Source organism: Companilactobacillus versmoldensis DSM 14857 = KCTC 3814 (assembly GCF_001434295.1).
GTDB classification, from domain to species: domain Bacteria; phylum Bacillota; class Bacilli; order Lactobacillales; family Lactobacillaceae; genus Companilactobacillus; species Companilactobacillus versmoldensis.
Genome location: NZ_AZFA01000006.1, coordinates 17,224 through 43,339 on the forward strand (window position 1 = coordinate 17,224; position 26,116 = coordinate 43,339).

General features: G+C 39.1%; 25 protein-coding genes. 17 read left to right on the top strand and 8 right to left on the bottom strand.

All coding sequences use genetic code 11. The features are described 5' to 3' along the window. Window positions 1-138: 138 nt before the first annotated feature. The 10 genes from FC27_RS04400 to FC27_RS04455 all read left to right on the top strand — a co-directional run bounded on the left by FC27_RS04400 (window position 139) and on the right by FC27_RS04455 (window position 11,133). Window positions 139-1,494: an APC family permease gene (locus tag FC27_RS04400; RefSeq protein ID WP_010625310.1), complete on the top strand. Its 1,356-nt coding sequence runs from the start codon at window positions 139-141 to the stop codon at window positions 1,492-1,494. 245 nt (window positions 1,495-1,739) lie between these two features. Then, complete coding sequence (locus tag FC27_RS04405) at window positions 1,740-2,126, top strand: GrdX family protein (RefSeq protein WP_010625309.1); 387 nt, start codon at window positions 1,740-1,742, stop codon at window positions 2,124-2,126. 38 nt (window positions 2,127-2,164) lie between these two features. After that, a complete protein-coding gene (gene trxB, locus FC27_RS04410) occupies window positions 2,165-3,394 on the top strand; it encodes a thioredoxin-disulfide reductase (RefSeq protein WP_010625308.1) in 1,230 nt (409 codons plus the stop codon). Between the two features lie 101 nt (window positions 3,395-3,495). Further along, window positions 3,496-3,828, top strand: coding sequence for a thioredoxin family protein (locus tag FC27_RS04415; protein ID WP_010625307.1), 333 nt, complete (start codon window positions 3,496-3,498; stop codon window positions 3,826-3,828). Window positions 3,829-3,878: 50 nt separating this feature from the next. Then, entirely contained in the window at window positions 3,879-5,168 is a 1,290-nt protein-coding gene (locus tag FC27_RS04420) for a glycine/sarcosine/betaine reductase component B subunit (protein ID WP_010625306.1), read from the top strand. Window positions 5,169-5,236: 68 nt separating this feature from the next. After that, window positions 5,237-5,686 carry a glycine/sarcosine/betaine reductase complex selenoprotein A gene (gene grdA, locus FC27_RS04430; RefSeq protein WP_081483572.1) on the top strand — a complete coding sequence of 150 codons (450 nt, stop codon included), beginning with the start codon at window positions 5,237-5,239 and terminating at the stop codon, window positions 5,684-5,686. A gap of 39 nt (window positions 5,687-5,725) precedes the next feature. Continuing rightward, window positions 5,726-7,018, top strand: coding sequence for a glycine reductase complex selenoprotein B (grdB, locus tag FC27_RS04435; protein WP_081483571.1), 1,293 nt, complete (start codon window positions 5,726-5,728; stop codon window positions 7,016-7,018). Between the two features lie 107 nt (window positions 7,019-7,125). Then, on the top strand, window positions 7,126-8,664 hold the full coding sequence (gene grdC, locus FC27_RS04445) for a glycine/sarcosine/betaine reductase complex component C subunit beta (protein WP_010625301.1): 1,539 nt from the start codon (window positions 7,126-7,128) through the stop codon (window positions 8,662-8,664). 31 nt (window positions 8,665-8,695) lie between these two features. After that, window positions 8,696-9,853, top strand: a complete 1,158-nt coding sequence (grdD, locus tag FC27_RS04450) for a glycine/sarcosine/betaine reductase complex component C subunit alpha (RefSeq protein WP_010625300.1) — start codon at window positions 8,696-8,698, stop codon at window positions 9,851-9,853. 239 nt (window positions 9,854-10,092) lie between these two features. After that, entirely contained in the window at window positions 10,093-11,133 is a 1,041-nt protein-coding gene (locus FC27_RS04455) for an acyltransferase (protein WP_010625299.1), read from the top strand. A gap of 79 nt (window positions 11,134-11,212) precedes the next feature. On the opposite strand, the gene FC27_RS04460 is transcribed toward FC27_RS04455, so the two are convergent. From FC27_RS04460 to FC27_RS04470, 3 genes are all read right to left on the bottom strand, one after another. Next, window positions 11,213-11,839, bottom strand: a complete 627-nt coding sequence (locus tag FC27_RS04460; RefSeq protein WP_010625298.1) for a matrixin family metalloprotease — start codon at window positions 11,837-11,839, stop codon at window positions 11,213-11,215. A gap of 206 nt (window positions 11,840-12,045) precedes the next feature. Then, window positions 12,046-12,984 (bottom strand): nucleoside hydrolase, encoded by a 939-nt coding sequence (locus FC27_RS04465; RefSeq protein ID WP_010625297.1) that lies wholly within the window; start codon window positions 12,982-12,984, stop codon window positions 12,046-12,048. Further along, entirely contained in the window at window positions 12,981-13,433 is a 453-nt protein-coding gene (locus FC27_RS04470) for a MarR family winged helix-turn-helix transcriptional regulator (RefSeq protein WP_010625296.1), read from the bottom strand. Before FC27_RS04470 ends, FC27_RS04465 begins: the two co-directional genes overlap by 4 nt. An 83-nt stretch (window positions 13,434-13,516) precedes the next feature. Between FC27_RS04470 and FC27_RS04475 the strand changes: the two genes are divergently transcribed. The 5 genes from FC27_RS04475 (at window position 13,517) to FC27_RS12140 (ending at window position 17,939) form a co-directional block, all read left to right on the top strand. After that, window positions 13,517-14,368 (top strand): fructosamine kinase family protein, encoded by an 852-nt coding sequence (locus tag FC27_RS04475; protein WP_010625295.1) that lies wholly within the window; start codon window positions 13,517-13,519, stop codon window positions 14,366-14,368. A gap of 129 nt (window positions 14,369-14,497) precedes the next feature. Continuing rightward, complete coding sequence (locus tag FC27_RS04480) at window positions 14,498-15,145, top strand: SDR family oxidoreductase (protein WP_010625294.1); 648 nt, start codon at window positions 14,498-14,500, stop codon at window positions 15,143-15,145. Window positions 15,146-15,527: 382 nt separating this feature from the next. Then, window positions 15,528-16,949: a DHA2 family efflux MFS transporter permease subunit gene (locus tag FC27_RS04485; protein ID WP_010625293.1), complete on the top strand. Its 1,422-nt coding sequence runs from the start codon at window positions 15,528-15,530 to the stop codon at window positions 16,947-16,949. Window positions 16,950-17,159: 210 nt separating this feature from the next. Beyond that, the gene (locus FC27_RS04490) at window positions 17,160-17,618 is read left to right on the top strand and encodes a flavodoxin (RefSeq protein ID WP_010625292.1); all 459 of its coding nucleotides are present in this window, start codon (window positions 17,160-17,162) and stop codon (window positions 17,616-17,618) included. A gap of 186 nt (window positions 17,619-17,804) precedes the next feature. Further along, on the top strand, window positions 17,805-17,939 hold the full coding sequence (locus FC27_RS12140; RefSeq protein ID WP_010625291.1) for a hypothetical protein: 135 nt from the start codon (window positions 17,805-17,807) through the stop codon (window positions 17,937-17,939). A 132-nt stretch (window positions 17,940-18,071) separates the two neighbouring features. Here FC27_RS12140 and FC27_RS04495 read toward each other — a convergent pair whose 3' ends face one another. The 5 genes from FC27_RS04495 to FC27_RS04515 all read right to left on the bottom strand — a co-directional run bounded on the left by FC27_RS04495 (window position 18,072) and on the right by FC27_RS04515 (window position 23,566). Then, window positions 18,072-18,401: a YxeA family protein gene (locus FC27_RS04495; RefSeq protein WP_235699666.1), complete on the bottom strand. Its 330-nt coding sequence runs from the start codon at window positions 18,399-18,401 to the stop codon at window positions 18,072-18,074. Window positions 18,402-18,717: 316 nt separating this feature from the next. Continuing rightward, complete coding sequence (locus FC27_RS04500) at window positions 18,718-19,848, bottom strand: 5-methyltetrahydropteroyltriglutamate--homocysteine S-methyltransferase (protein WP_010625289.1); 1,131 nt, start codon at window positions 19,846-19,848, stop codon at window positions 18,718-18,720. A 19-nt stretch (window positions 19,849-19,867) separates the two neighbouring features. Continuing rightward, window positions 19,868-20,995, bottom strand: coding sequence for a 5-methyltetrahydropteroyltriglutamate--homocysteine S-methyltransferase (locus FC27_RS04505; protein ID WP_010625288.1), 1,128 nt, complete (start codon window positions 20,993-20,995; stop codon window positions 19,868-19,870). Window positions 20,996-21,396: 401 nt separating this feature from the next. Further along, window positions 21,397-22,404 carry a D-2-hydroxyacid dehydrogenase gene (locus FC27_RS04510; protein ID WP_010625287.1) on the bottom strand — a complete coding sequence of 336 codons (1,008 nt, stop codon included), beginning with the start codon at window positions 22,402-22,404 and terminating at the stop codon, window positions 21,397-21,399. 160 nt (window positions 22,405-22,564) lie between these two features. Beyond that, complete coding sequence (locus FC27_RS04515; RefSeq protein WP_010625286.1) at window positions 22,565-23,566, bottom strand: ketopantoate reductase family protein; 1,002 nt, start codon at window positions 23,564-23,566, stop codon at window positions 22,565-22,567. A 512-nt stretch (window positions 23,567-24,078) separates the two neighbouring features. On the opposite strand from FC27_RS04515, the gene FC27_RS04520 reads away from it, so the two are divergent. Continuing rightward, window positions 24,079-25,110, top strand: a complete 1,032-nt coding sequence (locus FC27_RS04520; protein WP_010625285.1) for a branched-chain amino acid aminotransferase — start codon at window positions 24,079-24,081, stop codon at window positions 25,108-25,110. A 22-nt stretch (window positions 25,111-25,132) separates the two neighbouring features. Further along, window positions 25,133-26,053: an L-lactate dehydrogenase gene (locus tag FC27_RS04525; protein WP_010625284.1), complete on the top strand. Its 921-nt coding sequence runs from the start codon at window positions 25,133-25,135 to the stop codon at window positions 26,051-26,053. Window positions 26,054-26,116: the final 63 nt, after the last annotated feature.

Consider the following 26,116-nt stretch of genomic DNA (forward strand, 5'->3'; position numbering starts at 1 on the left):
TGATTGTCAATTTTTCAAAAAATACATAGAAACGATAAAAAAAATATAAATGATTTGTTAAATACATCACATATCGTGGTAATATATATTACGGGAAAGCAATTAATAAAAATATAAATTTTGGGGAATGAGGGTATCATGCGACGAAAATCAGTTGATGATTTAATATGTGTTTCAAACGATAAGCCCAAAACCTTAGGGCTTTTCGATCTTACTATCATGGGGATTGGAGCCATTATTGGTACCGGTATTTTGGTATTGACCGGGATTGTGGCAGCTACGGATGCCGGTCCGGGTGTAATATATTCGTTTTTAATTGCCGCCTTAGCAAGTTGCTTGATTGGACTGTGCTATTCAGAATTGACAACGACCATTCCTAGTTCAGGAAGTGCTTACGTTTACTCATGGATCACTATGGGTGAGCAAGTAGCCTTTCTCTCGGGCTGGACGTTACTCGGAGTCTATATCACTACAACGGCAACAGTTGCTACTGGGTGGACCGGATACTTTACCTCTTTTTTGCGTGGGGTAGGGATCAATCTACCAGATAGTTTGACCTTGTCACCATTTAACGGTGGGGTGATCAATTTACCCGCTGTCATTATTGTTTTATTGATTACTTTATTGTTGACCCACGGTATGAGCGACAGTAAAAATGTTAACAATTTTTTGGTTCTAGTAAAAATCGGAATAATTGTTTTGTTTGTTATTGTCGGTGCATTCCATGTAAATACTGCTAATTGGCATCCATTTTTGCCATACGGAGTCCGGGGCATATTTACTGGTTCAGCAACAGTTTTCTTTTCGTTTTTAGGTTTTGATGCCTTAGCTACTTCAGCTGAGGATTGTAAACACGTTCAAAAGAACTTACCAATAGCGATCATTGCTTCACTAACGATTTCGACTATTTTGTATATCATCGTTAGTCTAGTTATGACTGGGGATGTTAAATATAACTTATTGAATGTTCCTGAAGCTATGTCATTTACTTTGAACGAGATCAATCAACCATTGGTTGCCCAGATTGTTTCGGTTGGTGCAATTTTAGGTATTCTAGCGGTTATCTTGGCATTCATTTATGCAGCATCTAATATTGCAATGTCAATGAGCCGTGGTGGGTTTTTGCCAAAGATGTTCAGCCATCTGAATCCAAATACTCACACACCTAATGGGTCTCTTTGGTTAATTGGCTTAATTACTGCAGTTTGTGCTGGTCTGTTGAATTTAAAAAATTTGGCGACCTTCGCTAATGCAGGATCGTTATGTATTTTCTTCATCATCTCAGTAGCGGTTTTACTGCTGAGAAAACAAAGACCAGATTTAGAGCGTCCTTTCAAAGTGCCATTTGGCAAAGTTATCCCGGTCGCATCAGCTATTGTTTGTGTTGTTTTACTGATGAACTTGCCATTGTCAGCTTGGATGAATTACATTGGTTGGTTATTCATTGGTGTTTTGTTGTATCTAGGATACTCAAAGAAACATGTTACGTATTAAATTTTTTTGCTCATTGTTGTGAGATGCTTCACGACAATGTAAAAACAGTTTTTGCAACAATAAAATGACAAATTATCCAATTTATTAAAATAATGTTGTTTTTTTTAAATAACAGAATAATGATTAGTTATTTTTTAATAAAATAAGTGATATTTCATCTGAAACCGTTTGCAAAGGCTAATTTAGTACGATATATTCGAAGTAGAAGGATAACGTGAAATTGATAACAAGGAGGTCATATTTGAATGAGTAATTTTTATATTTTGACGAATAATCCGATGGTTCAAGAAAAATATCCAAAAATTACTGAATTAGACGACAATTTTTCAGTTGGCGATATTTTCGCCGGCGGTCGTAATGCCATTCATTTAGGAGCTCACTTGATCAATCATCCACTGGCGGGCAGTATCAAGCCGAATCAAAGTCCTTATAAGAGCTTAGTTTTAAGTGATGATAAAGGAGAACTCGACTTGTTCTCGCTCAAACTGATCGAAGGTGCCATTCAGGTACTCAGAAAGTTTCCTTCTCGGAGTCGTCCATACGATGAAAGTATTTTAGAGGATTTTCAAGTAGTTGACCTAGATCTATTGGATTCAGCAATAGATAGTTTGCCTTATGAATATCATGAATAAATAGACTTGTAAATGTCTTGTATGGGAGGAATAGTTTTATGTCTGAGTTATATGATCTTTTAATTATTGGAGCCGGGCCCGGTGGATTATCAGCTGGTATCTATGGGAGCCGTGCCAAATTAAAGACAGCAATTTTGGATAAAAATGCTGAACCAGGTGGACAAGCTACCACGACTGAAGAGTTGGAAAATTATCCAGGCTTTTTCAATGGTTCGACAGGACCAGGTATCATGAAGAAATTCGCAGAACATGCTAAAACATTTGGAACAGAATTCTTGCGGGGCACAGTTGACGAAGTCGACTTTTCAGGACCAGTTAAGAAAGTTCACACACAACAAGGTGACACTTACGAATCCAAAGTCGTCATCCTTTCACCAGGGGCCAATCCTCGAAAAATCAATGTTAAAGGTGAAGCCGAATTAAGAGGTAAAGGAGTTAGCTATTGTGCCACATGTGATGCTGATTTCTTCGTTGACCTCGATGTCGTTGTTGTTGGTAATGGGGATGCTGCAATCGAAGAAGCAATGTACTTAACCAAGTTTGCTGCCACAGTAACCGTCATCGTAATCCACGAAAAAGGTAATCTTGATTGCAACAAAGCCTCTGCTGAAAAAGCCATGAAAAATCCTAAACTCAAATGGGTTTGGAACTCGACCGTCGAAGAAATCGCTGGCGACGAGTTAGTTGAGAAGGTTGTCTTGAAGAATATCGATACTGGCGAATTAAGTGATCTCGAAACTAATGGTGTCTTCGTATTTATCGGAACAGTGCCACATACCGATTTTCTGAAAGGGAAAGTCGACTTAGATGATCGTGGCTACATCATCACAAATGACATGATGGAAACTAATGTACCTGGTGTCTATGGTGTTGGTGATGCTCGGGTCAAATACTTACGGCAAGTTGTTACAGCTGCTTCTGATGGTGCGATTGCTTCATCTGCCGCTGAAAAATACTTGTCAGAACTCGAGACACTTCAAAATGATGTCTTAGATGTAAGTAAGGAAAAGCCAGTGCTCTTAGCATTCTGGGCACCGCAAATTCAAGAAAGTATTGATTCAATTGCCGCTGTCGATAAAGTCGTTGAAGGCAAGAATGATCAAGTTGGTTTGGTAAAACTTGATACTTATCGGGCTAAGAAGACAGCAACACAATATAAAGTTGATCAAATTCCTACAGTTGTCTTATTCAAAGATGATAAAGACGTTGGCCGGATCTCCGGCGCTGATAATATCACTCCTGAAGCAGTCGAAGCACTCTTGAAATAGACAGCTGATAAAAAGTTTAGAGAGATCTAAATTTTTTATCTTTGAGATTTAGTTGTCAGATTAAATCTCAAAGATAAGAAACAGAAAGGGGGCGAAAAATTATGATGGAGCATTTAACAAAGGAAAATTTTGATGAGAAGGTTCTCAATTCTAAAGGCGTAGTAATGGTCGATTTCTTTAGTCCAAAATGCGTACCTTGCATGGCACTAATGCCTGATGTCGAGAAACTAGCAGATGAAAAATCTGACGTTGCAACATTCTTTGCTTTTGATACAACAGGTAACATGAGAATGGCTATGAAACAAAAGGTCATGGGCATCCCTGCATACTTGTTCTACAAAGATGGCGAAAAAGTTGCTAGTCTTGACAAAGACATTCTGGAAGAAAAAGGAATGGCTGCTGTTACAGATAAACTCGAAGAATTGACAGTATAGTTTCATCATTTTGCGATCATAAAAAAACTTTCTAGAAATGGGGGGATAGTATGCGATTAGAGATAGGTAATATCTTTATCAAAGACGTCGCTTTCGGTGAAAAAACCGAAGTTAAAGATGGAACGTTGTTCGTCAATAAAGACGAATTGATCAAAGCGGCTACTGGTGATGATGACCGGATTGCTTCCATAGATGTTTATATTACTAAACCTGGAGACAATACCCGGATCATCCCCGTTAAAGATGTTATTGAACCACGTGTCAAAGTTGAAGGAAAGGGCGGCATCTTCCCGGGTGTCGTCAGCGGTGTTGAACAAGTTGGCTCAGGAAAGACACATGTCTTAAAGGGTGCAGCTGTTGTCACAACCGGAAAAGTCGTTGGATTCCAAGAAGGTATCATCGATATGAGTGGTGAAGGTGCTAAATATACACCTTTCTCCAAGACAAATAATATCGTGGTCAAATTGGAACCAATCGATAATGTCAAACAACATGAACACGAAGAGGTCATACGTCTAGCTGGCTTTAGAGCATCAAATTATATTGGGGAGGCTGCTAAGGATGTTGAACCTGATGAAACAAAAGTTTATGAAACAAAACCTTTGCTCGAACAAGTTAAAGAACATCCTGACCTACCAAAAGTAGTTTATGTATATGCTCTACAAACACAAGGATTGATGCATAATACCTTCTTCTATGGCGCAGATGCCAAGAAGATCGTGCCAACATTTATGTATCCAACCGAAGCATTTGACGGGGCTATTGCAAGTGGTAACTGTGTTTCTGCCTGTGATAAGAACCCATCATATGTACATTTGAACAGTCCGATCATTGATGACTTGTATGAAAAAGATGGCAAGGACATCAACTTTCTCGGATGCGTCATTACCAATGAGAACGTAACATTGCAAGATAAGAAACGTTCTGCAAATATGACAGCAAAATTAGTTGAGTTATTAGGTGCAGACGCAGCAATCATCTCAGAAGAAGGATTTGGTAATCCGGATGCTGACTTAGTTATGAACTGCAACAACCTTGAAGAAAAAGGTATCAAGACAGTTCTTGTAACTGATGAATATGCTGGTCAAGATGGTGCTAGTCAATCATTAGCCGATTCAACACCTAAGGGTGATGCTGTTGTCACAGCTGGGAATGCTAACCAATTGATTACATTACCAGTTATGAAGACAGTTATTGGTCATCCAGAAGCTGCAAACATTATTGCCGGTGCTTGGGATGGTAGTCTTCATGACGATGGATCGATTGAAGCTGAAATTCAAGTAATCACTGGAGCAACTAATGAATTAGGTTTCCACACCTTATCAGCTGAAACTGTTTAGTAAAAAGGGAGAGATCAATAGATCGATTAGTAAACATTATTTAATAAAAAATTGAAGGAGAGAGCGTTATGGATATTCTAAAGAACAAAAAAGTCGCTATCTTAGGCGACCGTGACGGAATTCCTGGTATGGCTATCGAAGCTTGTGTAAAATCAGCAGGCGCAGAAGTTGTATTCTCAACGACTGAATGCTTCGTTTGAACAAGCGCAGGAGCTATGGACCTGGAAAACCAACAAAGAATTAAAGATCTCGCAGAAAAATACGGAAAAGACGACCTAGTTGTAGTACTAGGCGGTGGTGAAGCCGAAGCTTGTGGTTTAGCTGCTGAAACCGTATCAACTGGTGATCCTACATTCGCAGGCCCATTGGCAGGAGTTCAGTTAGGACTCAGTGCTTATCATATGTTTGAACTAAAGGACGAAGTAGATCCCGCAGTTTATGAAGAACAAATATCAATGATGGAAATGGTACTAGACAAAGACGCAATTATCAAAGAAGTTCAGGAATATCGGGCTTAGTAATAAATCTCGATTGAACTTTTCAAAGGGGGAAATAAAATGAGCAAAAAAAGAATTGTTCATTATATAAACCAGTTCTTTGCCGGTATCGGTGGTGAAGAAAAGGCCGACGTTGAACCTGAAAAACGTGATGGTATCGTCGGACCTGGTATGGCTTTTAATGCACAATTAAAAGACGTAGCTGAAATCGTTGGTACAGTTATCTGTGGGGACAGTTACTTTAGTGAACATGAAGCAGATGCTTCAGATGCTGTTCTGGAAATGATTAAAAGCTACGATCCAGATATTGTGATCGTAGGACCTAGTTTTAATGCTGGGCGCTATGGTGTTGCCGCTGGTGCAGTTGCCAAACTGGTAGATGAGAATTTACACATCCCAGTCGTTGGTGGTATGTATCCAGAAAACCCTGGTTTTGAATTATACAAACAACACGGATATTTTGTAGAGGTCGGTAACAGTGCCGCTACAATGAGAAAGGCTATTCCGGCAATGTCAGATGTCGTTAAGCAAATTATTGACGGCAAAGACAAGATCACCGGTTATATGCCAAAAGGCCTTCGTGTAAATGTATTCAAGAAAGAACGTGGCTCGAAGCGTGCCGTTGAAATGCTTTTAGATAAAATAAATGGCAAAGAGTATGATACTGAATACCCAATGCCTACCTTCGACCGTGTCGACCCTGCTCCGGCTGTCAAAGATATTACAAAAGCTAGAATTGCTTTGGTATCCTCAGGTGGTCCGGTTCCAAAAGGGAACCCAGACCATATCGAGTCATCAAGTGCTTCCAAGTATGGTAAATACAGCTTGAAAGACATCGATGATTTGACACCTGAAAACAGTCAGACAGCGCATGGTGGTTATGATCCTGTCTATGCAAATGAAGACTTGGATCGTGTCCTACCAGTCGATGTGATTAAAGAAATGCTTGCTAACGGTGAGATCGGATCCTTACACGATTATTGGTACGCTACCGTTGGTAATGGTACATCTGTAGCCAATGCGAAGAAATTTGGTACAGAGATCGCCAAGCAATTAAAAGAAGACGGCGTCGATGCTGTTATTCTTACATCCACTTGAGGAACATGTACTCGTTGCGGTGCAACGATGGTTAAAGCTATTGAAGCTACTGGACTACCAATTGTCCATATGTGTACGATTGTTCCTATTTCTAAGACCGTTGGAGCTAATCGGATTGTTCCAACAGTTGCAATTCCTTATCCTTTGGGTAACCCAGAATTGGATCCTAAAGATGAAAAAGAATTACGTAGAAAATTAGTTAGAAAAGCTCTTAAAGCTCTTGAAACACCTGTTACTGAGCAAACTGTCTTTTAGACAAGTGGGGAGCTCAAGAGTATAAATCAGGAGCCGATAATCAACTTCGACTCTTTTTTTATTTAGATTATTATTGATTTCATTTAATTATTTTGGAGGTGCATCGTATGACTTTTCCAGTGCTTAGAGGGACCGCTTATACATTAGTTCATACGCCGGATATCTTAGTTCACGAGGGGAAATTACAGGAAGAAGAAATGAGAAACAGCCCAGATTCAGATTATTTAAAGGCAATTCCTGACCACCTGCGGACTTTCAAAGATGTTGTCGGTTATGGACCTAATCAAGCTTATATAGGTAATATTCATCCTCGCGATTTAAACGATGTTGAAAAACCTTGGTATGAACATCCACTAAAAGATGCTTCGACAGAAGGCAAATTCGGTTCGATCATGGATGAAGACATGTTCTTCGGCTGCATGAAAGCCGTTGACATGTTTGACCTAGTCGTTTTGGAAAAAAGTTTTCAGGATAAAATTGCTAAAAAGATGAATGATGATCCAGTTATCGGAAAATATTGGGTAACTTTGGACAAGGTCACTGACAATCCCGGTAAAATGGATGACATCAAATCGCTGATTGCTGACAAAGCTGCTAAGCCTTTGTATTTACATGGGGAATTAGTTGGTTGTGTTAAGAGAGCTCATGAATTTGATGCCGCTTTGACAGCTGACGTCATGTTTGAAAACTTAGTAAGTAAAGCTTCAGCCGCTTATGTTTTGGCTGAATTATTCGCTAAAACTGAATTAACACCTGAAGGCGTTGACTACTTGATCGAATGTAGTGAAGAAGGCTGTGGTGATATGTTCCAACGTGCTGGTGGGAATTTTGCTAAGTCGATTGGTGAGATCTGTGGCTGTGTCAATGCCACTGGCTCAGATACCCGTAGTTTCTGTGCCGGACCTGCTCACTCAATGGTCGAGGCTTCTGCCTTAGTACAGGCTGGAGTATATTCCAATGTCGTTGTTTTGGCTGGTGGATCATCAGCTAAATTAGGTATGAACGGAAAAGATCATGTTAAAAAAGATCAACCATTGCTCGAAGATTGTTTAGGAGCATTCGCCATACATGTTGGTGAAAACGATGGTAAATCGCCAGTGATCAGAACAGATATCGTTGGTAAACATAAAATCGGTAGTGGTGCTGCACCACAAGCCATTATGCAAGCCATCGTAGCTGATCCGCTCGAAAGCGCTGGTATGACGATCAAAGATGTCGATGTATTCTCTGCTGAAATGCAAAATCCAGAAATCACTGTTCCTGCAGGAGCAGGTGATATTCCAACTGCCAATTACAAAATGATTGCTGCTTTGGGTATTATGAAAAAAGTATTTGCTCGAGACGAATTGAACCAAGTAGTAGAAAAAATTGGGATGCCCGGATTTGTGCCTACACAAGGTCACATTCCATCCGGTGTTCCATTCTTAGGACATGCCCTTGAAATGATCGAGAATGGCGACATTCATCGGACGATGATCATTGGTAAAGGTAGTTTGTTCTTAGGAAGATTGACTAACCTCTTTGATGGTATTTCATTTATTGTTGAAGCAAATGATGGTCATGTCGGTGATGATTCAATTGATAAAGATACAGTTCGTCAAATGATTGCCGAATCAATGAGAAAATTTGCTGATTCATTAAAATAACGAAAAATCATCCTTAAGGAGGGATAACACAATGGAGAATAACGTACAAAAAACAATTGCTAATGTTTTTGACGAAATTGCTCAAGGTCTTGAAGACGGCAATTTCGGTTCTCGACCTCGGGTCGGTGTGACTTTGCTGAACAGTGAACACGGCGAAGAGGAAGTTCTTCGTGGCGCCGAACTAGCTCAAGCAAATGATCCCTCGATTCAGGTGGTAGTAATAGGTACTTTGACCGACACTAAATTAGATCATGTCGCTGCTAAAGATCCCGAAGAAGCACACGATAAAATGGATCAATTGTTACAAGAAGGTGACTTGGATGCCGCAGTCACAATGCATTATGCTTTCCCAATTGGTGTCTCGACAGTCGGTCACTCAGTAACACCCGGTACTGGTAAATCCATGTTTTTAGCGAATACAACCGGAACCTCTGATATGGAACGAATCAGTGCTATGGTTAAAAATGCTATCTCAGGTATTGCGGTAGCGAAAGCTAATGGTGTCAAAGAACCAACCGTTGGTATTTTGAATATCGACGGAGCACGTCAGGTTGAAAAAGCCTTGAACAAATTAAAAGACGGTGGATATGATATCCACTTTACCCAAAGCCATCGTGCTGATGGTGGGGTCGTGATGCGTGGGAATGACCTTTTGCAAGGGATCCCCGATATCATGATCATGGATAGTTTAACTGGAAATATCATTACGAAAGTAATGAGCGCTTATCTGACTGGTGGAAGTTATGAATCAGTCGGTGAAGGATATGGTCCTGGTGTTGGTAAGGGATACGACAAGGTGATCAATATCATCAGTCGTGCGTCTGGAGCCAATGTAATTGCCGGAGCATTAAGTTATTCTGGAAGATGTGTCAAAGGTGGGTTGCCCAAGATAGTCGATGCTGAATACCAAGCCGCTGAAAAAGCTGGTCTGGACGACATTTTGAACAACCTCCAAGCCCCAGCAAAATCTGAAGCTTCAACTGAAGAAGTTAAGGAACCTGCTAAGAAAGCAGTATCCGAGGCGATTCTAGGAATCGATATACTTGTTTTGGAAGATGCTGTTACCGAATTGTGGAAGTCAGACATCTACGCAACTAGTGGTATGGGCTGTACTGGTCCCGTGGTAATGGTAGCTCCTGAAGATGAATCAAAAGCACGGAAAGTTTTACAGACTGCTGATTATTTGTAAAGAATAGTTCAGTAGTGCGATGAATAGTTAACAAAACTCCTCTGAAAGAAATTCATAGATGCCAATCTGCCAGCATTTATGGATGACTCCGTTTCAATGAAAGATCCCACAGGGATGTGGGGTCTTTTTTTAGTTGGTTTGAAAATGAAAAAAGTGTTACAAAATGATTAACAGGTCCAATATGACCTAGATTTTCGGTAGAATGATTATATCTAGATTTAGGTTTTAAGGAGTATATTTTGGGAAAAAAGCGTTTGGTTTATATTGATTACCTGAAGATCACTGCCATGCTTGGCGTGGTAATGTCACATTCCTTAGTAGAGGCATTAAACAAAGATAAGCTGTCGGCTACTTGGCAGATATCAAATGTTATCTTAGGTTTTATTTCACCCGCAGTTGGGGTATTTTTCTTAGTCAGTGGAGCGTTGCTTTTATCCAGCCCACATACTAGGGATTTGAAATATTTGTTCAAACATCGGCTAGTCAAAGTCGGAGTGCCTTTCTTGTTTTGGTCTGCTATTTCTATAGCAGTTTTGATGCAGATTGATCATCAATTTTCTTGGGGAGGTTGGGCACATAGGATGCTACTGATGTATCATCAGTTCCCAATCATGCCATATTGGTTCTTGTATCCCTTGATTGGCTTTTATTTATTGTCACCAATGATGAAAGCTTTCGTCGATAAAGCTGATAACAAAACTATCGACTATATCATCGTCTTATGGTTCGTGACGAATATCTTATTACCATTTATTGCTAAGGCTGTCCCGAATGCTTATGCAGATTATTTCAGTTACGTTCCTAGTAGCAATTTGATCTTGTTAGGTCAGTCATTTGGTTATTTTTTGATTGGTTATCGATTAGCAAATGCTGAAATCAAACCTAAGACGCTTTGGGTGAATGTTACTTCAGCGATTTTGCTAGTCTTGATCACTATCGTCTTGAATCTGGAAGATGCCATTTTTAACATGAACATCAAGGTGATCAGCTTCGATTCGATCACCGGATTACTGGCAGCAATCGAAATTTTCTTGGCCATGAAAAAATGGGCTCATCGTCATCCGGGGACACGAGTTTGGCGGCGTTATATGGCGACATTATCTGGTCTGACCTATGGCGTTTATTTGATCCATGGAATGGTTATCCAAATCTTGTTAGAAATTTATAAAGTAAATAATTTCTTCATAGTCTTTCTGGTCACGACAGTAGTTGCCTTACTGGTCGCATTCATAATAAGCTTGATACCTAAAGTGCGATATTATGTTTTAGGGATTCAGTAAAAAATATTAATTAAGCAAAGTAAAAGCAGGAAACCTTGAATTTAAATTTCAAGGTTTCCTGCTTTAATTTTGTCTAAAACTATTTGTAATACAAATTGATGGCCGCAATATCTTTTGCAGTGATATCTGTTTGTGGTGTCCGATACCACATGATCGAGCCTGTTTGATCAGTTTTAGTATCCTTAAGGCCTAAGGCATGTCCTAATTCATGTTCGGCAACTCGTCTTCCCATGACCGATAAAGAGTTCTGAGGGATGGTATTCTTTGATAAATCGATTGAAGAAGAGACTACTTCTTTGTAACCTTTTGAACGATTGATGGTATTGCTAGTTAAACCGTTCTCTGATGAATCAGTACCTTTGTTAGTGAAAACAATAGCTGCTTGAGACTTGTTAGTTGTTTCATACAAATTGACCTTAGTATTGATATTCCACTCTAGTGCAGCTGCCCTGATGTCTTTCTGAACGCCACTGGCGATACCAGGAGTGATGTAATAGGCAATCGTGTTGTTAGCAAAGTGTTCGTTTTGAGTGATATCAGATGTTGAGATGTTAGTTGAATTATAATTTTTTTGAGTTTGAGTAGTTCGGGAAACTTCCAGCGGAAATTCATCTTCTACCGTTGCTTGAGCATTTGTAACAGAAACTAACGGAGTTAGTATTAATCCAGCCATAGTTAATAAAACAATGTTTTTAAATTTCTTCATCGAATATGTTCCCCCTTGTTCTTATTAATTTAATTATAATACTTATTCAATCAAAAAAATCATAAAAAGCGAGTTATTGGACATAATAAAAGACAAGTGCTTCAGGATTATCATTCTGAAATACTTGTCTTTTAGATTTTTGCTGAGTACACGTGTTTTATTTTTATAGGGGGAACTGCGCAAACTAACTGCCTATTATTGCACTCCTATTTTTCGTAGCTTTTGATTGAGTTTAGTAGATAGTCAACGAAGGCTGAACGGTCAACATCTTCGAGAACTTTCACTTGGTTCTTTTCTTCGGCATAGACACGACGATCTGGGTAAGTCATGCCACGGAATTGATCATTTGTCATTGAAACGTCGATTGAATAATTTTCGCTCTTGGTAAACAATTCAGGGGCTAACATACTAATCACAGCACAGGCATCATGGATTGGAATCTTAGTCATGCCCTTTTCGATTTCGGCACTAGCATAAAAGTCCAAGATTGAACTTGCCATGACGCCGACTTCGCCTAAATCTTTGATTGATTTAATCTCATCCATGGTCATATAAGCCTTATTTTCAGTTAAATTCAAGCCAGATAGTGTGATATCTACGCCTGAATCAAAGACGATTTGGGCTGCTTCTGGATCAACGTACGCATTGAATTCCGAAGCCAAAGTGATATTACCCTGTAAAGTCGATCCACCCATAATATAAATATGTTCGATTTTGTCTTTGACGTCAGGGAAAGTTTTCAACAAGAGGGCAATATTAGTTAATGGAGCTGTGGCCACGATGCTGATTGGATCAGAACTATTAACCAATTTGTCGTGAATGAACGTGATAGCATTATCACTAGCTAGAGGATACTTAGCACTGTCCTTAGGGAAATCATAGCCTTCCATACCAGTTTTTCCGTGGATCTCACCGGCAGTTTCAATTTCTTTGACTAAAGGTTCAGCTTGACCAGAAGCTAATGGTGCTTTTGAACCCAAAAATGTTAATAGTTTCTTGGCATTCTCGGTCACATAATTTAGTTTTACATTACCACCGACCGTTGTAACGCCGATAACTTCAGCGATTTCTGGATGTGCTAATAAGACCGTTAAAGCGATGGCATCATCAATACCAGGATCACAATCCATGATTACTTTTTTCATTGTTTCTTGACCTCACTTTGCTCGATTGTTTGTAGTTTTTCAGGTAACTTCTGTAAAGCATGCAAAAATGCTCGACGTTCAAAAGTCCCCAGACTAGAAAGAATCCGTTGATCGTTTTGTTTCATAAAGTCATCAATGTTAGTTTGCAGTTTTTGAGCTTTATCTAAAATGATGATTTTTTTGAGGCGTGAGTCATATTGAACTGATTCACGTTTGATCAACTCTTTTTTCTCCATGATTTTAAGAATGTTTGTTGCAGTTGAACGACGGATATTAAATTCCGCCTCGATATCCTTCTGAAAGACGTCCTCGCTAACTGGTCGGCTAGTCAAAAAATCGATGATTTGGACTTGTGTTCCGGTTAGATCGTAATCAGAAGCGAAATCGTTGATGCGGCGAGAAATCTCATTCGAAGTCACTTTGATCAAATGAGCGATATTACTCGACATAGGTATCCTCCCTTGATGCCCCAATATATTTCCTTCTTAAATTATATCATGCTAGTATGAAAATATGTGAAAGGATGGTTGAAATGCTTATTGATAAGGATTGGTATCAGGAATTAAAACTCGGAAATGTAAAAAATATTGCTTCAGTAAGTGGTGGTGATATCAACGAGGCTTTCAAAGTTGAGACTGATCAGGGAGATTATTTTTTAAAAGTCCAACCAAACAATGACGCAAGCTTTTTTGATCATGAAGTTGAGGGCTTGAATCTCATCAATTCAGTTGCGACTGCTCCCAAAGTCATCCGCTCGGGAACTTTCAATGGAAATGGCTATTTGATTCTCGAATATAAAGAATTTGGTAATGGTAGTCAGTATGATCTGGGGAAATTAGTCGCTAAGCTCCATTCAAAGCACAATGATAAGTTCGGCTTGGATCACAATATTTTGAATGCTAAAAATCCTAAAATCAACGATTGGTCTGATGATTGGGCAGATTTTTATGTTCACCAACGCTTAGAAGTCCTGGAAAAAGAAGTCCAGAAAAAAGGTTATTGGAATGATTATCGCAATAATTTGTTAGAACAATTAAAGACCTTGATTTTTGAATATTATCGAGATCATCCAGTCGAGCCAAGCTTGTTGCATGGGGATCTGTGGAATGGTAATGCCGGATTTACTAGTGACCACCAACCGATTTTATTTGATCCTGATGTGTTTTTTGGTAATCGGGAAATGGATATTGCTATGACCTTGTTATTTGGAGGTTTCAGTCAAGAGTTTTACCAAGGATACGACAGCGTTTATCCATTTGCGGACGGCTGGAAAAAGAGAGTTCCGTGGTATCAGACGTATTATTTATTAGCTCACGTTAACTTGTTTGGTGAAACTTACGGTAGTAGCTTAGAAAACTCACTTGAACAAAGTATTGATTTCTAATATGTTGTTACCGCCTACATTTGTTTTATAATTATATGTGTATTCTGGTATAAATGTGGGCCTTTTTTTGAATTTATCAACAAGCTCCTTTATATTTGAAGTAGACATAAAAGACGGGAGATTCTGAATATGGCAAATATTTTGGTTTTAGGTGCAAACGGACAAATTGCACGATTAAGTGAAAATATCTTTTTAGACTCAACAGGGGACAATTTGAAATTGTACCTGAGACGATCTGATCGCCTTCAAGATAAGGCAGCAGCCTTTGAGGACAGAATTGAACTAATTGACGGAGATACCACAGATACCGCTAAGTTGGTTGATTCAATGAAAGACATCGACATGGTCTATGCAAACCTTGCCGGTGGCAACATCGAGGAACAAGCACACAGCGTGGTCGATGCAATGCATCAAGCTGGAAAAAATAGATTAGTTTGGATTTCAACACTGGGGATTTACGATGAAGTTCCTGGTAAATTTGGAGATTGGAATAAGAGCACTCTTGGAAGCTATATTACAAATTACGCAGCCGCAGCCAAAGTAATCGAAGATTCTGATTTGGATTACACAATTATTCGTCCAGCTTGGTTAACAAATAAAGACGAAGTTGACTACGAAACAACTCAAAAGGGTGAAGCATTCAAGGGAACTGAAGTTTCACGTAAATCAATCGCCCAGATCGTGGTCGATATTGCTCAAGTTCCAGATAAATTTAGCAAGGAATCAATTGGTGTTAATAAACCTAATACTGATGGTGATAAACCTAGTTGGTATTAGAAATTTACTTTTTTGGCTCGACCATTTTGGTCGGGCTTTTTTATTTTGAACTCCAATATTAAGGTAGAAATTGAAAAATTGTAATTTTCTGAAAATATTTTTTTATGTTGTATTTTGTTGATTTACGGAATGTTTTTTTTTACAGATCCCACATCGCTTTTATATAGAAATGGTATAAAAATAAACAGAAAACTACTATATATGACCTCAAACTCCATATGTCGGAAGGTGAGCGCATGTTAAGTCTTAGATGTCGTTTTTAGTATGCTTGTTTGAGACCCTTATTTTGACAGTCTTTTTCATTATTTCCAAAAGTTGCACTTACACAATGAAATTTTTTCTGTTATATTAATCTTCCGTTGTCACAATACGGAGGTATTTTATGAGTTCTACCAAAAAAATTAATATTCAGACAAAACTAGCACATCCTTATCTAGCTTTAATGGGTGTACTTATTGGTGGATTTGTCGGTATGCTTAGTGAAACTTCACTAAATATTGCTTTGCCATCAATCATGAAAGCTTTCTCAATCGAAACTGGTACAGCTCAATGGCTTGTTACTGGCTATATGCTAGTTATTGCTATTGTTTTGCCACTTTCTTCGTTATTGACTAAACACTTTTCTACTCGGGGACTAGTTCGCTTTGGTTTGTTGATCTTTGTTGTTGGATCGATTATTTCGGCCTTAGCTTTGGACTTTGCGATGTTACTTACTGGACGGATGATACAGGGTATCGGGACAGGTATTATTTTGCCACTGATGTTCTCGATTGCGATGCGGATCTTCCCACCTAACAAGCTGGGGGCTGCCTTAGGTGTTGCCGCATTAGTTATCATGTTTGCACCAGCAATTGGACCTACACTTGCTGGTATCATCTTGGGCGTTTTATCCTGGAGATGGATTTTCTGGTCATTCATTATTTTCCTAGTGATCGCACTTGCTTTCATGGAAAAGAATTTGACGAATGTTTTCGAAGTTACTAAACCAAAAGTTGACTGGTTGGCTATTTGCTTATCAACTGTTAGTTTTGGCTTGATCGTCTTCGGAATCAGTTTCTTAAGTAAAAATATGTTGATTGCTGTTATCGCTTTGATCATTGGTTTGATCTTCTTAGTAATTTATATCAGACAACAATTGCATGCTGATACACCAACACTAGACTTTGGTGTATTGAAGACATCCAGATTCGTAGTTGGCTCGTTGCTAGTTATGATCGACTTTGGTATCACTTTGTCAGCTATGTATTTGTTACCAATGTACTTACAAAGTGGTTTAGGTGTCGCAGTTGCTCTAACTGGTGTCATTATGCTACCAGGTGGTGTTGTTAATGCCTTAACCTCATTCTTTGCTGGTCGTGCTTACGATAAAATCGGTGCTAAGATTATGTCTCGTTTAGGATTTTTGATCTCAGCTATCGGTTCGCTAATGTTTATTTTTAGTGGAGCTAATAGCTCACTAGGCTACATTATTGCTGCTCACATTATCTTGATGATCGGTGTGCCAATGGCGATGTCACCGTCACAAACATACGGCTTGAATTCACTTGATGAATATCAATCAGCCGATGGTTCAGCTATCATCAATACGTTCCAACAAGTTATTGGTGCCGTAGCAACAGGTATCGCAACTATTTTATTGAGTACAGGACAAGCTAGTTACATGGCCAATGGTGGGCATTCAGAAGCTCTAGCATTCACACAAGGTGCACACTACGGCTTCACCTTCACACTAGTCTTGGCAATCTTAGGCTTTATCATCGCCTTTGCAGTGCATGATAAAGGTTCTGATCAGATCAAAAAATAAAAGAGTGTAAAAACAGGCACTTAGTTTATTCTTACACTTTTCCGCTATAATTATGTATCTTACAAAAAATGCATTTCAAAAGGCAGTAATCCTAAAATAAAAATTTTAGAATTACTGCCTTTTTTTATTTAATTTCCGAAAATTCTTGACTTCGAGCTCACTAGAACGACTATGATGGTTTTAAAAGATAGTAGGGGAGATCAAGATATTATGGCAAAAAAGGTTTTAGTCGCATATTACTCATGGTCAGGGACCACAAAAAGGCTGGCTCAACAGATAAACTCGCAAGTTCCTGGTAGTACCATTTTTGAAATAAAAGTACCTGATAACACGTTCTCGAATGATATGAACAAGACTTCAGATATTTCTAAACGACAACTGGCTAATAATGATTTACCTGAGGTGGTTGAACAAGTTGAGAAGTTGAATGACTACGATTTAGTTCTTGTGGGTGGACCAGTCTGGAGTGGAGCTATTTCTACACCGGTGATGAGTTTTTTGAACGATATCCAAGGATTTTCTGGTCAAGTAGCACCAGTTTATACCGATGCTGGTTCCTACGATGGTTATGAAGCTAGTTTCAAAAAATCTGCTGGCAAATTAGATGTTATCAAGGGATTTGAGGGCCATCAAGATTTGAACGCTTGGTTGGAACAAGTGACTAGATAAATTTACCTTCAAAAAATTCTATGTTAAAATAATTTGAAATCAGCAATGTTATTGATATTTGGGACCGAATCTCTTTGGTAATGGTTACAATTGACTAACCTTAAAAAATTGGTTGAATAATCTGGTCAATCCATTTATAATGGTATGGTTGATATTAAAAAAAAAGAAAGGGAGGAGGGATTTCAGATGTCACAAAATACACATAAAGGTATGACAGGTCACCGCCGTCCCGTTAATGCCACTAACACAGAAACTCGTAAGGCACAAACACAAAAAGTTATCGACTTTTTGAAGAGCCGTGACGAAAAAGCTGCTAAATAATTTGGAATTTAAAATGCTAAAATTAAATAATTTTAGATCAGAAGTCATCTCTTTGTGAGATGGCTTTTTTTGATACCAAAATAAATACCCCGTCGATCGTTAGGGATGAATCTAATGATCGGCGGGGATGTTTTATTCAGATTGTAATTTGCTAAAAGCTTTTTTGGGCATATTATTTTTGAAGGCTTCTTCATAAGAATATACATAGGCGCCTTTAGTATCTAATTTTAAGTAATGGTCTTGTTTCAATTTCCCCATCCCGGTAAATTTAGCTTGGTGGGGATGACCGTCAGCGTCATAACTAGTCAAAGTATATTCGTAATTTCCAAAGCCGGCTTCATCTTGGCCTTTACTGTTATCTATTTTAACGTATCGTGGTTCACGTTTGACTAAGAAATTATATTGACCTAGTGCTTGTGAGAACTGGTCAGTCCGGTCCTTTGTGTATAAGCAAGCCCCCAAATATGAACCCCCTATAATTAATGCTGAAATCAATAAAAACTTTAGTAGACTTTTCATTTGATAGCTACCTCCTGAAAAATATACTAAAGTTTTTTAATTTGGTTCTACATCTATTCTGCTTACATTTGTCTTACGGATTTGTAAGTTACTTGTGTTCGTCATCATCGCGAAATCCCCAATCAAACTTGATCGTGTAATCTACAATACCGTTAAAGATATCTGCTATTAAGTTCCACATAATTGGCACCTCCAGACATAGACAACGTATTCTGTTCCCTATCTCCTTTATAGCACATTATGTAAACGTTTTCAATAATTAAGGACCCCAAATTTCGTCGATGATCGACTTAACTAATTTTAGTTTTTTCCATTGTTGTTCTTCGGTCAAAATATTGCCTTCTTCAGTTGAAGCAAAGCCACATTGAGTCGATAGCCACAGCCTATCTAGAGGGATATATTGACTAGCTTCATTGACACGATCAATAATATCTTGTCGATTTTCCAATTTGCCTGATTTAGTCGTCAATAATCCTAAAACAACATTTTTGTCACCAGATACCTTGGCTAATGGTTCAAAGCCACCAGCTCGTTTTGAATCATACTCGAGGAAGTAACTATTGACATTTTCTTTAGCGAATAAAGTCTCAGCAACTGGAGCGTAGCCACCAGAAAAAGCAAAATCAGAGTGGTAGTTGCCACGGCAAACGTGAGTGTTGATCGTCAAATCGTCGGGTAATCCACGAATGGCACCGTTATTCAAAGCTAGCAAGGTATCTTGGATGCCAGAATTGAGATAAGCTTGGCCGTCCTCAGTCTTTAAAAAGGCATCATCAAGGAACAATCCCCAAGAACAGTCGTCCAGTTGGATAACACGTGCTCCTTCATCGTATAAAGCGATGATCGCGTCATGATAGGCGCTGACGATGTCATCAAGTAAATCTTGGTGATTAGGATAAAATTCATTGACTGTTTTTAAATTTTCTCCACGGATCAATTCGATATAAAGTTGTGATGGGGCAGGGATAGTTTGTTTGGGCAGGACGCCGCCGACGGAATCGGCCACTGACTTAACGAAATCGAAGTCACGGATGAAGGGATGGGTGATTGGGTTAAAGCTGATTTTACCGGATAATCGAGCGGTGTCGTCGCGGGTCTCCTCGTGAGCAAAATGATAGCCTTCGCCGTAGTGGATATGCTCGACTCCTTCAAAGCCCCAGAAAAAGTCTAGATGCCAGTATGAGCGACGGAACTCGCCGTCAGTGACATACTTTAGACCAACTTCCTTTTCTTTGATGATCAAGTCTTTGATGGCTTCGTCTTCAATCTCAGTTAAGTCTTTTTGAGTGAAAAATCCATCTTCATAAGCCTTGCGAGCTTGTTTCAAGCCATTTGGTCTCAAGAAACTTCCAACGTGTTGGAAGCCGATCTTTTGTTTAGTTAGTGTCATAGTCCGTTCCTCCTTTTCGTTAGCCCCAGACTTCGTCTTGAATTGATTTGACAAGTTTTAATTTGGCCCATTGTTGTTCTTCAGTGATGACGTTGCCTTCTTCTGTTGAGGCGAAGCCACATTGAGTTGATAACCAAAGACGGTCGAGTGGCAAATACTGACTTGCCTCCTTGATGCGGTCGATGATGACGTTTCTATCTTCGAGTTCACCGGTCTTTGAGGTAATCAAACCTAGAACGACACGTTTATCACCAGAAACTTTGGCAAGTGGGGCAAAATTTCCTGAACGGTCGGAATCGTATTCAAGGAAATAAGTATCAACATTTTCTTTACCGAAGAGATTGTCGGCAACGTTGTCGTATCCACCTGAGAATAAGAAAGTGGAGTGGAAGTTGCCCCGACAAACGTGAGTATTGATGATCAAATCATCTGGTAAATCAGTAATAGCACCATTGTTTAATTTGAGATAGATGTCTTGAACATTTTCTGCGACTAGTTTCTTACCTTCGTCTGTTGATAAGAATTTCTGATCTAAAAGTCGTCCCCAAGAACAATCATCCAGCTGGATAACTCGAGCCCCTTCGTTATAGAAGGCTATGATGGCGTCATGATAAGCTTTTTCGACATCTTGATAGAATTCCTCTTTATCGGGATAAATCCGATCAAGAGCTTGTTGATTTTCACCACGTGTCAATTCTCGGTAGAGTTGGGCAGGTGCGGGGATAGTTTGTTTTGGTAAAATGCCACCAATATCGTCTGTGACTGCTTTGGTGAATTTGAAATCTTTGATGAAAGGATGAGTCTCAGGGTCGAAGCGGATCTTATCGTTCAAAACAGCTGTATCATCTCGAGAACGACCTCCGGAAAAGTCGTAACCTTCGCCGATATGGGTGTGTTTTACACCTTCAAAGCCCCAGAAGAAATCAAGATGCCAATATGAACGACGAAATTCTCCATCAGTGGCGTAATCTAATCCAGCTTGCTTTTGTTGCTCGATCAATTTAGTTATCGCTTCATCCTCGACCGTTCTAAGTTGATCATGATCGATTTTGTGGTCTTCATAGTCAGCTCTGGCTTGCTTGAGTTCAGCTGGTCTTAGAAAGCTACCTACATGTTGAAATCCGATTTTTTGTTTTGTGATTGTCATAATGATTCCTCCTGATTGTATTGATAAGTTGTTATAACTTTTTGAATTTTTTTAAAAAAAAATCGTCCCTACTAGACAGAATTTCTCTGCTAGTAGGGACGATTTCACCGTGATACCACCCTAATTCATATTTTGCTTACACAAAATACCTCAACGACACATTTTCATGTCCGGGATGATATCGCATCCTTGCGTACTTTTGGCTTGCACCTAAGTAAGACTCCGAGCTCATGTTCGGATCATCGTTCGTTCCGTCCTTTCACTGTCTGACGGTCGCTAAAAAACTAGTAAATAATCCTACTCTTCTCTTCAGCGTCTAATAAAGTTAAACAACTTTTAATTGATTGCTGATAAATATACGACCAAAAAAACTATTTGTCAAATAACTTTTGAAAATAATTTTAATTTTCGGAAATATCAACGGGATATTTTGGAGCTTTTCCTTCAAGCATTTTTAAGTTGTCATTTAGTGAATCAAAAATCATATTATGGACAGCAGTAGTTGTATAGAAAGCTGTATGTGGCGTTATGATAACGTTGTCGCGGTTGATCAGAGCTTGGAACTGTGGGTCCTTGACGTCTTTGATACTATCGAACTTCTTCTGAAAAACATCATTCTCACTCTCTAGAACATCGAGGCCTGCACCGCCGACTTTTCCGCTGTCTAAGGCTGTAATCAAGGCATCTGTGTCTACCAAGCCTCCACGAGCGGCGTTAATGAATATTACACCTTTTTTCATCTTGTCAAAAGCTGTTTGGTCGATCATATGGATATCTTTTTTGGCCAAAGGGGTATGGATGGTAATGATGTCAGATTGTTCGAGCAATTCATCAAGTGTTTCGACATAAATACCAAGATTTTCTAAGGCTGGGTTAGGGGCGATATCGTAGGCAACGACTTTTGCACCCATGGCCATCATGATCCTGACGACGACTGAACCAATGTGGCCTGTTCCGATGACACCAACGGTTTTACCGTGGATCTCTTCACCAATGGTTGGGAACCAACGAAAATCTGCGTTAGCAAATTTTTTGTCGAATTCTGGTACTCGTCTTAAAAGGCGTAAGATCAAGCCGGTTGTGTGTTCTGCGATAGCATTTGGTGAATAAACGGGGACATATGTCAGTGAGAAATTGAAGTCGCGTAAGTCTTGAAAGTCAAAACCATCTAGGCCAACGTTACGAACGGATATCTTGCTGATACCAAGGTCGTGGAGTTTCTTTAAAGCTTCACGTTGGTAGGGCTGTGTTTGAACCATGACGACTCCGTCTGATCCCTTAGCTAGTTGAGCTGTTTCTGAGGTGAAAATATCATCTGTATAGTTGATCTCGACACCAGGATGAGCTTGATCCCACTCATTTAAATAACTTTTTTCATCCTCACGAATGCCGTATAGGAAAATCTTCATTGTGATCCCTCTTTCATAGATAAATATATTAGATTAATTAATTTTTTCTAATAATTAATTGTTTTAAGTTTAACGCAATTTGGTAAATTTGTAAGCGGTCAAAAAAAGTCTCGATAATTCATAATTGAATTACCGGGACTTTTTTGACTTGAAAATAAAATTAGACAGTGACCTTTTCGGTTAAAGTCTTTGGATCGAAATCACGAGCAAATTCTGCTAGATAAACTAGATTTCTTAAATAATCATGAGTCGATGCTTCATAATGGTATTTCAGGCCGAGTTCATAGATATAGCCGTTGATGTAGTCGACTTCAGTATTACGTCCTTTGGACATATCTTGATACATAGAAGGATAGTGAAGTGGATTAGTTGTGGTACTGACAAATTTGACCGTTTGCCATTCTTCTTCACGGCTGTTGAGCAATTTGATACCAGCACGTTCACAGACATCAAAAGCTTCGTTGATCAATTGTCGGCTGAGTTTTTCGGCGACTGGTGATTGGATAAATTCTCCCATTTGGATCTCAAACATCGTACAAAGGGTATTAACGACTGAATTGAAGATAACTTTAGCCATTAATGTGCCTAAGAAATTAGTCGTCAAAGTCGGATTCAGATTGGCTTTCGTGAAATCTTCGACGATTTGATTAGTCGTTTCATCAGGTTTTTCAGTTTCATTTGCCATGTTCATACTGCCGGCACCTTTGGCACCGATAAAATCAACATCTCCAGGTCCGTTTAAGACCGTGCCAATCAGTGCAGTCGCACCGATAACTCGTTGTTTATCGAAGTAATTGTTCAATTTTTCGATGTGTCCCATCCCGTTCATTGGTGAGAGAACATATTGATGATCTTTGAATGCATGTGCTGTTCGTTTAAGTGCATCTGCTAATTGCATTTGTTTAGTGAAAACTACCCAAACATCAGGATCTCCTTGATATTCTTCAGGGGTATAAATGTTAATTGGCACTAGATGTTTGTCTTTGTGGTCACGTGAGACATAAACGCCGTTTTGCTCATTGATCTTATCAATCTTTTGCTCATTGATCTTATCAATCTCGGGTTGCCAGATCTCGACAAAGTCGACATCAAAGCCAGCCTCTTGTAATAGAACTCCGTATCGCAGACCCATTGCGCCTGCACCTAGTACTGTATATTTCATAAATACCGCCTCCAAGTTTTGTTGGATGCATTATTAAATTTAAATTATAAAATGTCAAGCTTATAAGCTGACTTATTTTATAAAATTAGAGCACTTTTTAGACCGACATTATTAGTATGTTTTCGGTCATATAAAAAATATTTATTTTTTGAAAAAAGTCTTAATACGTAAAGCAACAGCCGCTAGGCCTTTAATAAAGAATTTAATATTCGAATAAAAAAATGTTGACAATGCAAGGGGGCGGTTATACGATAAATACAACTTAGTTCTAATCTTTCTCTAATCTAAGCTAATTTATGTAGGAGGTAACCAACATGTTCAACTTGTCAATTATTATTATTGTCGTGATTATTTTGCAGATCAACTTGGGCTTTGTTAACCCCCTTCATCAACGATGTTTAGATACTCGAGAAGGTGACTAATAAAGATGGCCAAGTTGATTTATTCAACATGGTCATCTTTTTTGTTTTCTAGAAGTGAGTGAATATTTAGTATCAAGAGGAGATAATCGTATGGCAAAAGCAGATGCATCAAAATTAGATTGGAAAAATTTAGGATTTGAATATATGGACTTACCTTATCGTTTTACAGCCCATTGGAAGGATGGCAAATGGCAAGATGCTGGTTTGACTGAAGATAGTACACTTCATATTAGTGAAGCCTCACCAGTACTCCATTATGGACAAGCAGCTTTTGAAGGTATGAAAGCATATCGGACGCCCGATAATCATATCCAACTGTTCAGACCAGATAGAAATGCTGCTAGATTAAAGGATTCATGTGAAAGACTTTTGATGCCTGTCTTTCCAGAAGACAAATTTGTCGAGGCAGTCAAAGAGGTTGTTAAAGCTAATGCAGACTTTGTTCCCCCATACGGGACAGGTGGTACCTTATATATCAGACCTTTGATCATCGGTACTGGTGGCGTTATCGGTGTTCACGCTGCTCCAGAATATATCTTTACTATCTTTGCTCTACCAGTAGGTAACTACTTCAAAGGTGGTCTAACACCAGTTGACTTTACAACTTCACAATATGACCGTGCCGCTCATAAAGGAACTGGTCAATCGAAAGTTGGTGGTAACTATGCTGCCAGTTTGTTACCTGGAGACCAAGCTCACAAAGATGGTTTCGCCGACTGTGTTTACCTTGACCCAGTTGAACACCGTTATATAGAAGAAGTTGGTTCAGCTAACTTCTTTGGGATCACCAAAGATGACGTCTTCAAGACTCCTAAGTCACCATCAATTTTACCAAGTATCACTAAATATTCCTTACTCTGGCTTGCTAAGAACCGTCTAGGTCTTGGCGCCTCAGAAGAAAAGATCGACGTTAACGATCTCGACCAGTTCAAAGAAGCCGGTGCTTGCGGTACTGCTGCCGTAATTTCACCAATCGGTGGACTAGAACATAATGGTAATCTTCATACTTTCTATAGTGAAACTGAAGTTGGCCCCGTTACTAAGAAACTTTACGATACTTTAACTGGAATCCAATTCGGAACCGAAGAAGCACCAGAAGGTTGGGTTCAACAAGTCGAATAGTAAATATTAGGAGTGAATTATAATGAGAAAATTTGGGATTATTGGTGTTGGTCATGTCGGTGTCACTATTGCTTATACGTTGGTAACTAAAGGAATTGCTGACGAGCTGGTCTTGATTGATTCCAATGAGAAAAAAGCAGTTGCTGAGCAACTTGACCTGGAAGATTGCCAGGCAAGGCTTGATACGACCACACATATCAAAGTTCAAGATTACCAAAAATTAGCTGATGCGGATATATTATTTATTACTTCAGGAAATATTGGTTCCTTACAGCATAATGATGGCAATCGTTGGGCCGAGTTCGAATATACACGTGATATCGTTAAAGATATTGCTCCAAAGATTGCTCAGTCAGGCTTTCATGGAGTATTGATCGATACGATGAATCCTTGTGATGCGATTGCTCATTACTTGCAACGCACGGCTGGAGTAGAAACTTCTAAGTGCATGGCGACAGGGACATTTCTTGATACTGCCAGAATGCAAAGAGTCGTCGCTGAGCAATTTGGTGTTAATTATAAGAATGTTTCTGGTTACGTGATGGGTGAACATGGTGAGTCACAATTTGTTGCTTGGTCGACGGTCAGAGTCAATAATCATCCCTTAGTCGACTTTGCCAAAGCCAATGGCAAAAAACTAGATTACGATGCTTTAGAAGAAGAAATCAGAAAAGGTGGCTGGGCTGTCTTTTCTGGTAAAGGTTATACCAGCTTTGGAATCGCAACTTGTGCCATCAAACTAGCTCAAGCAGTTTTGTCGGATGCTCAACTCGAATGTCCTGTTTCTTCATATAATTCCAAATATGATACTTATTTAGGTCAACCAGCTGTGGTTGGCAAAAATGGTATCGAGTACGTTAATGAAGTGAAATTGACTGACGCTGAAGAAGCTAAGCTAGCCAATTCTGCTAATACTATCAAAGAAAAATTTGCAACAATGTAACATCTCCTCTAGATAAATTATTAAAAAAATAGCACTATCCTTCATTTGAGAAGGATAGTGCTA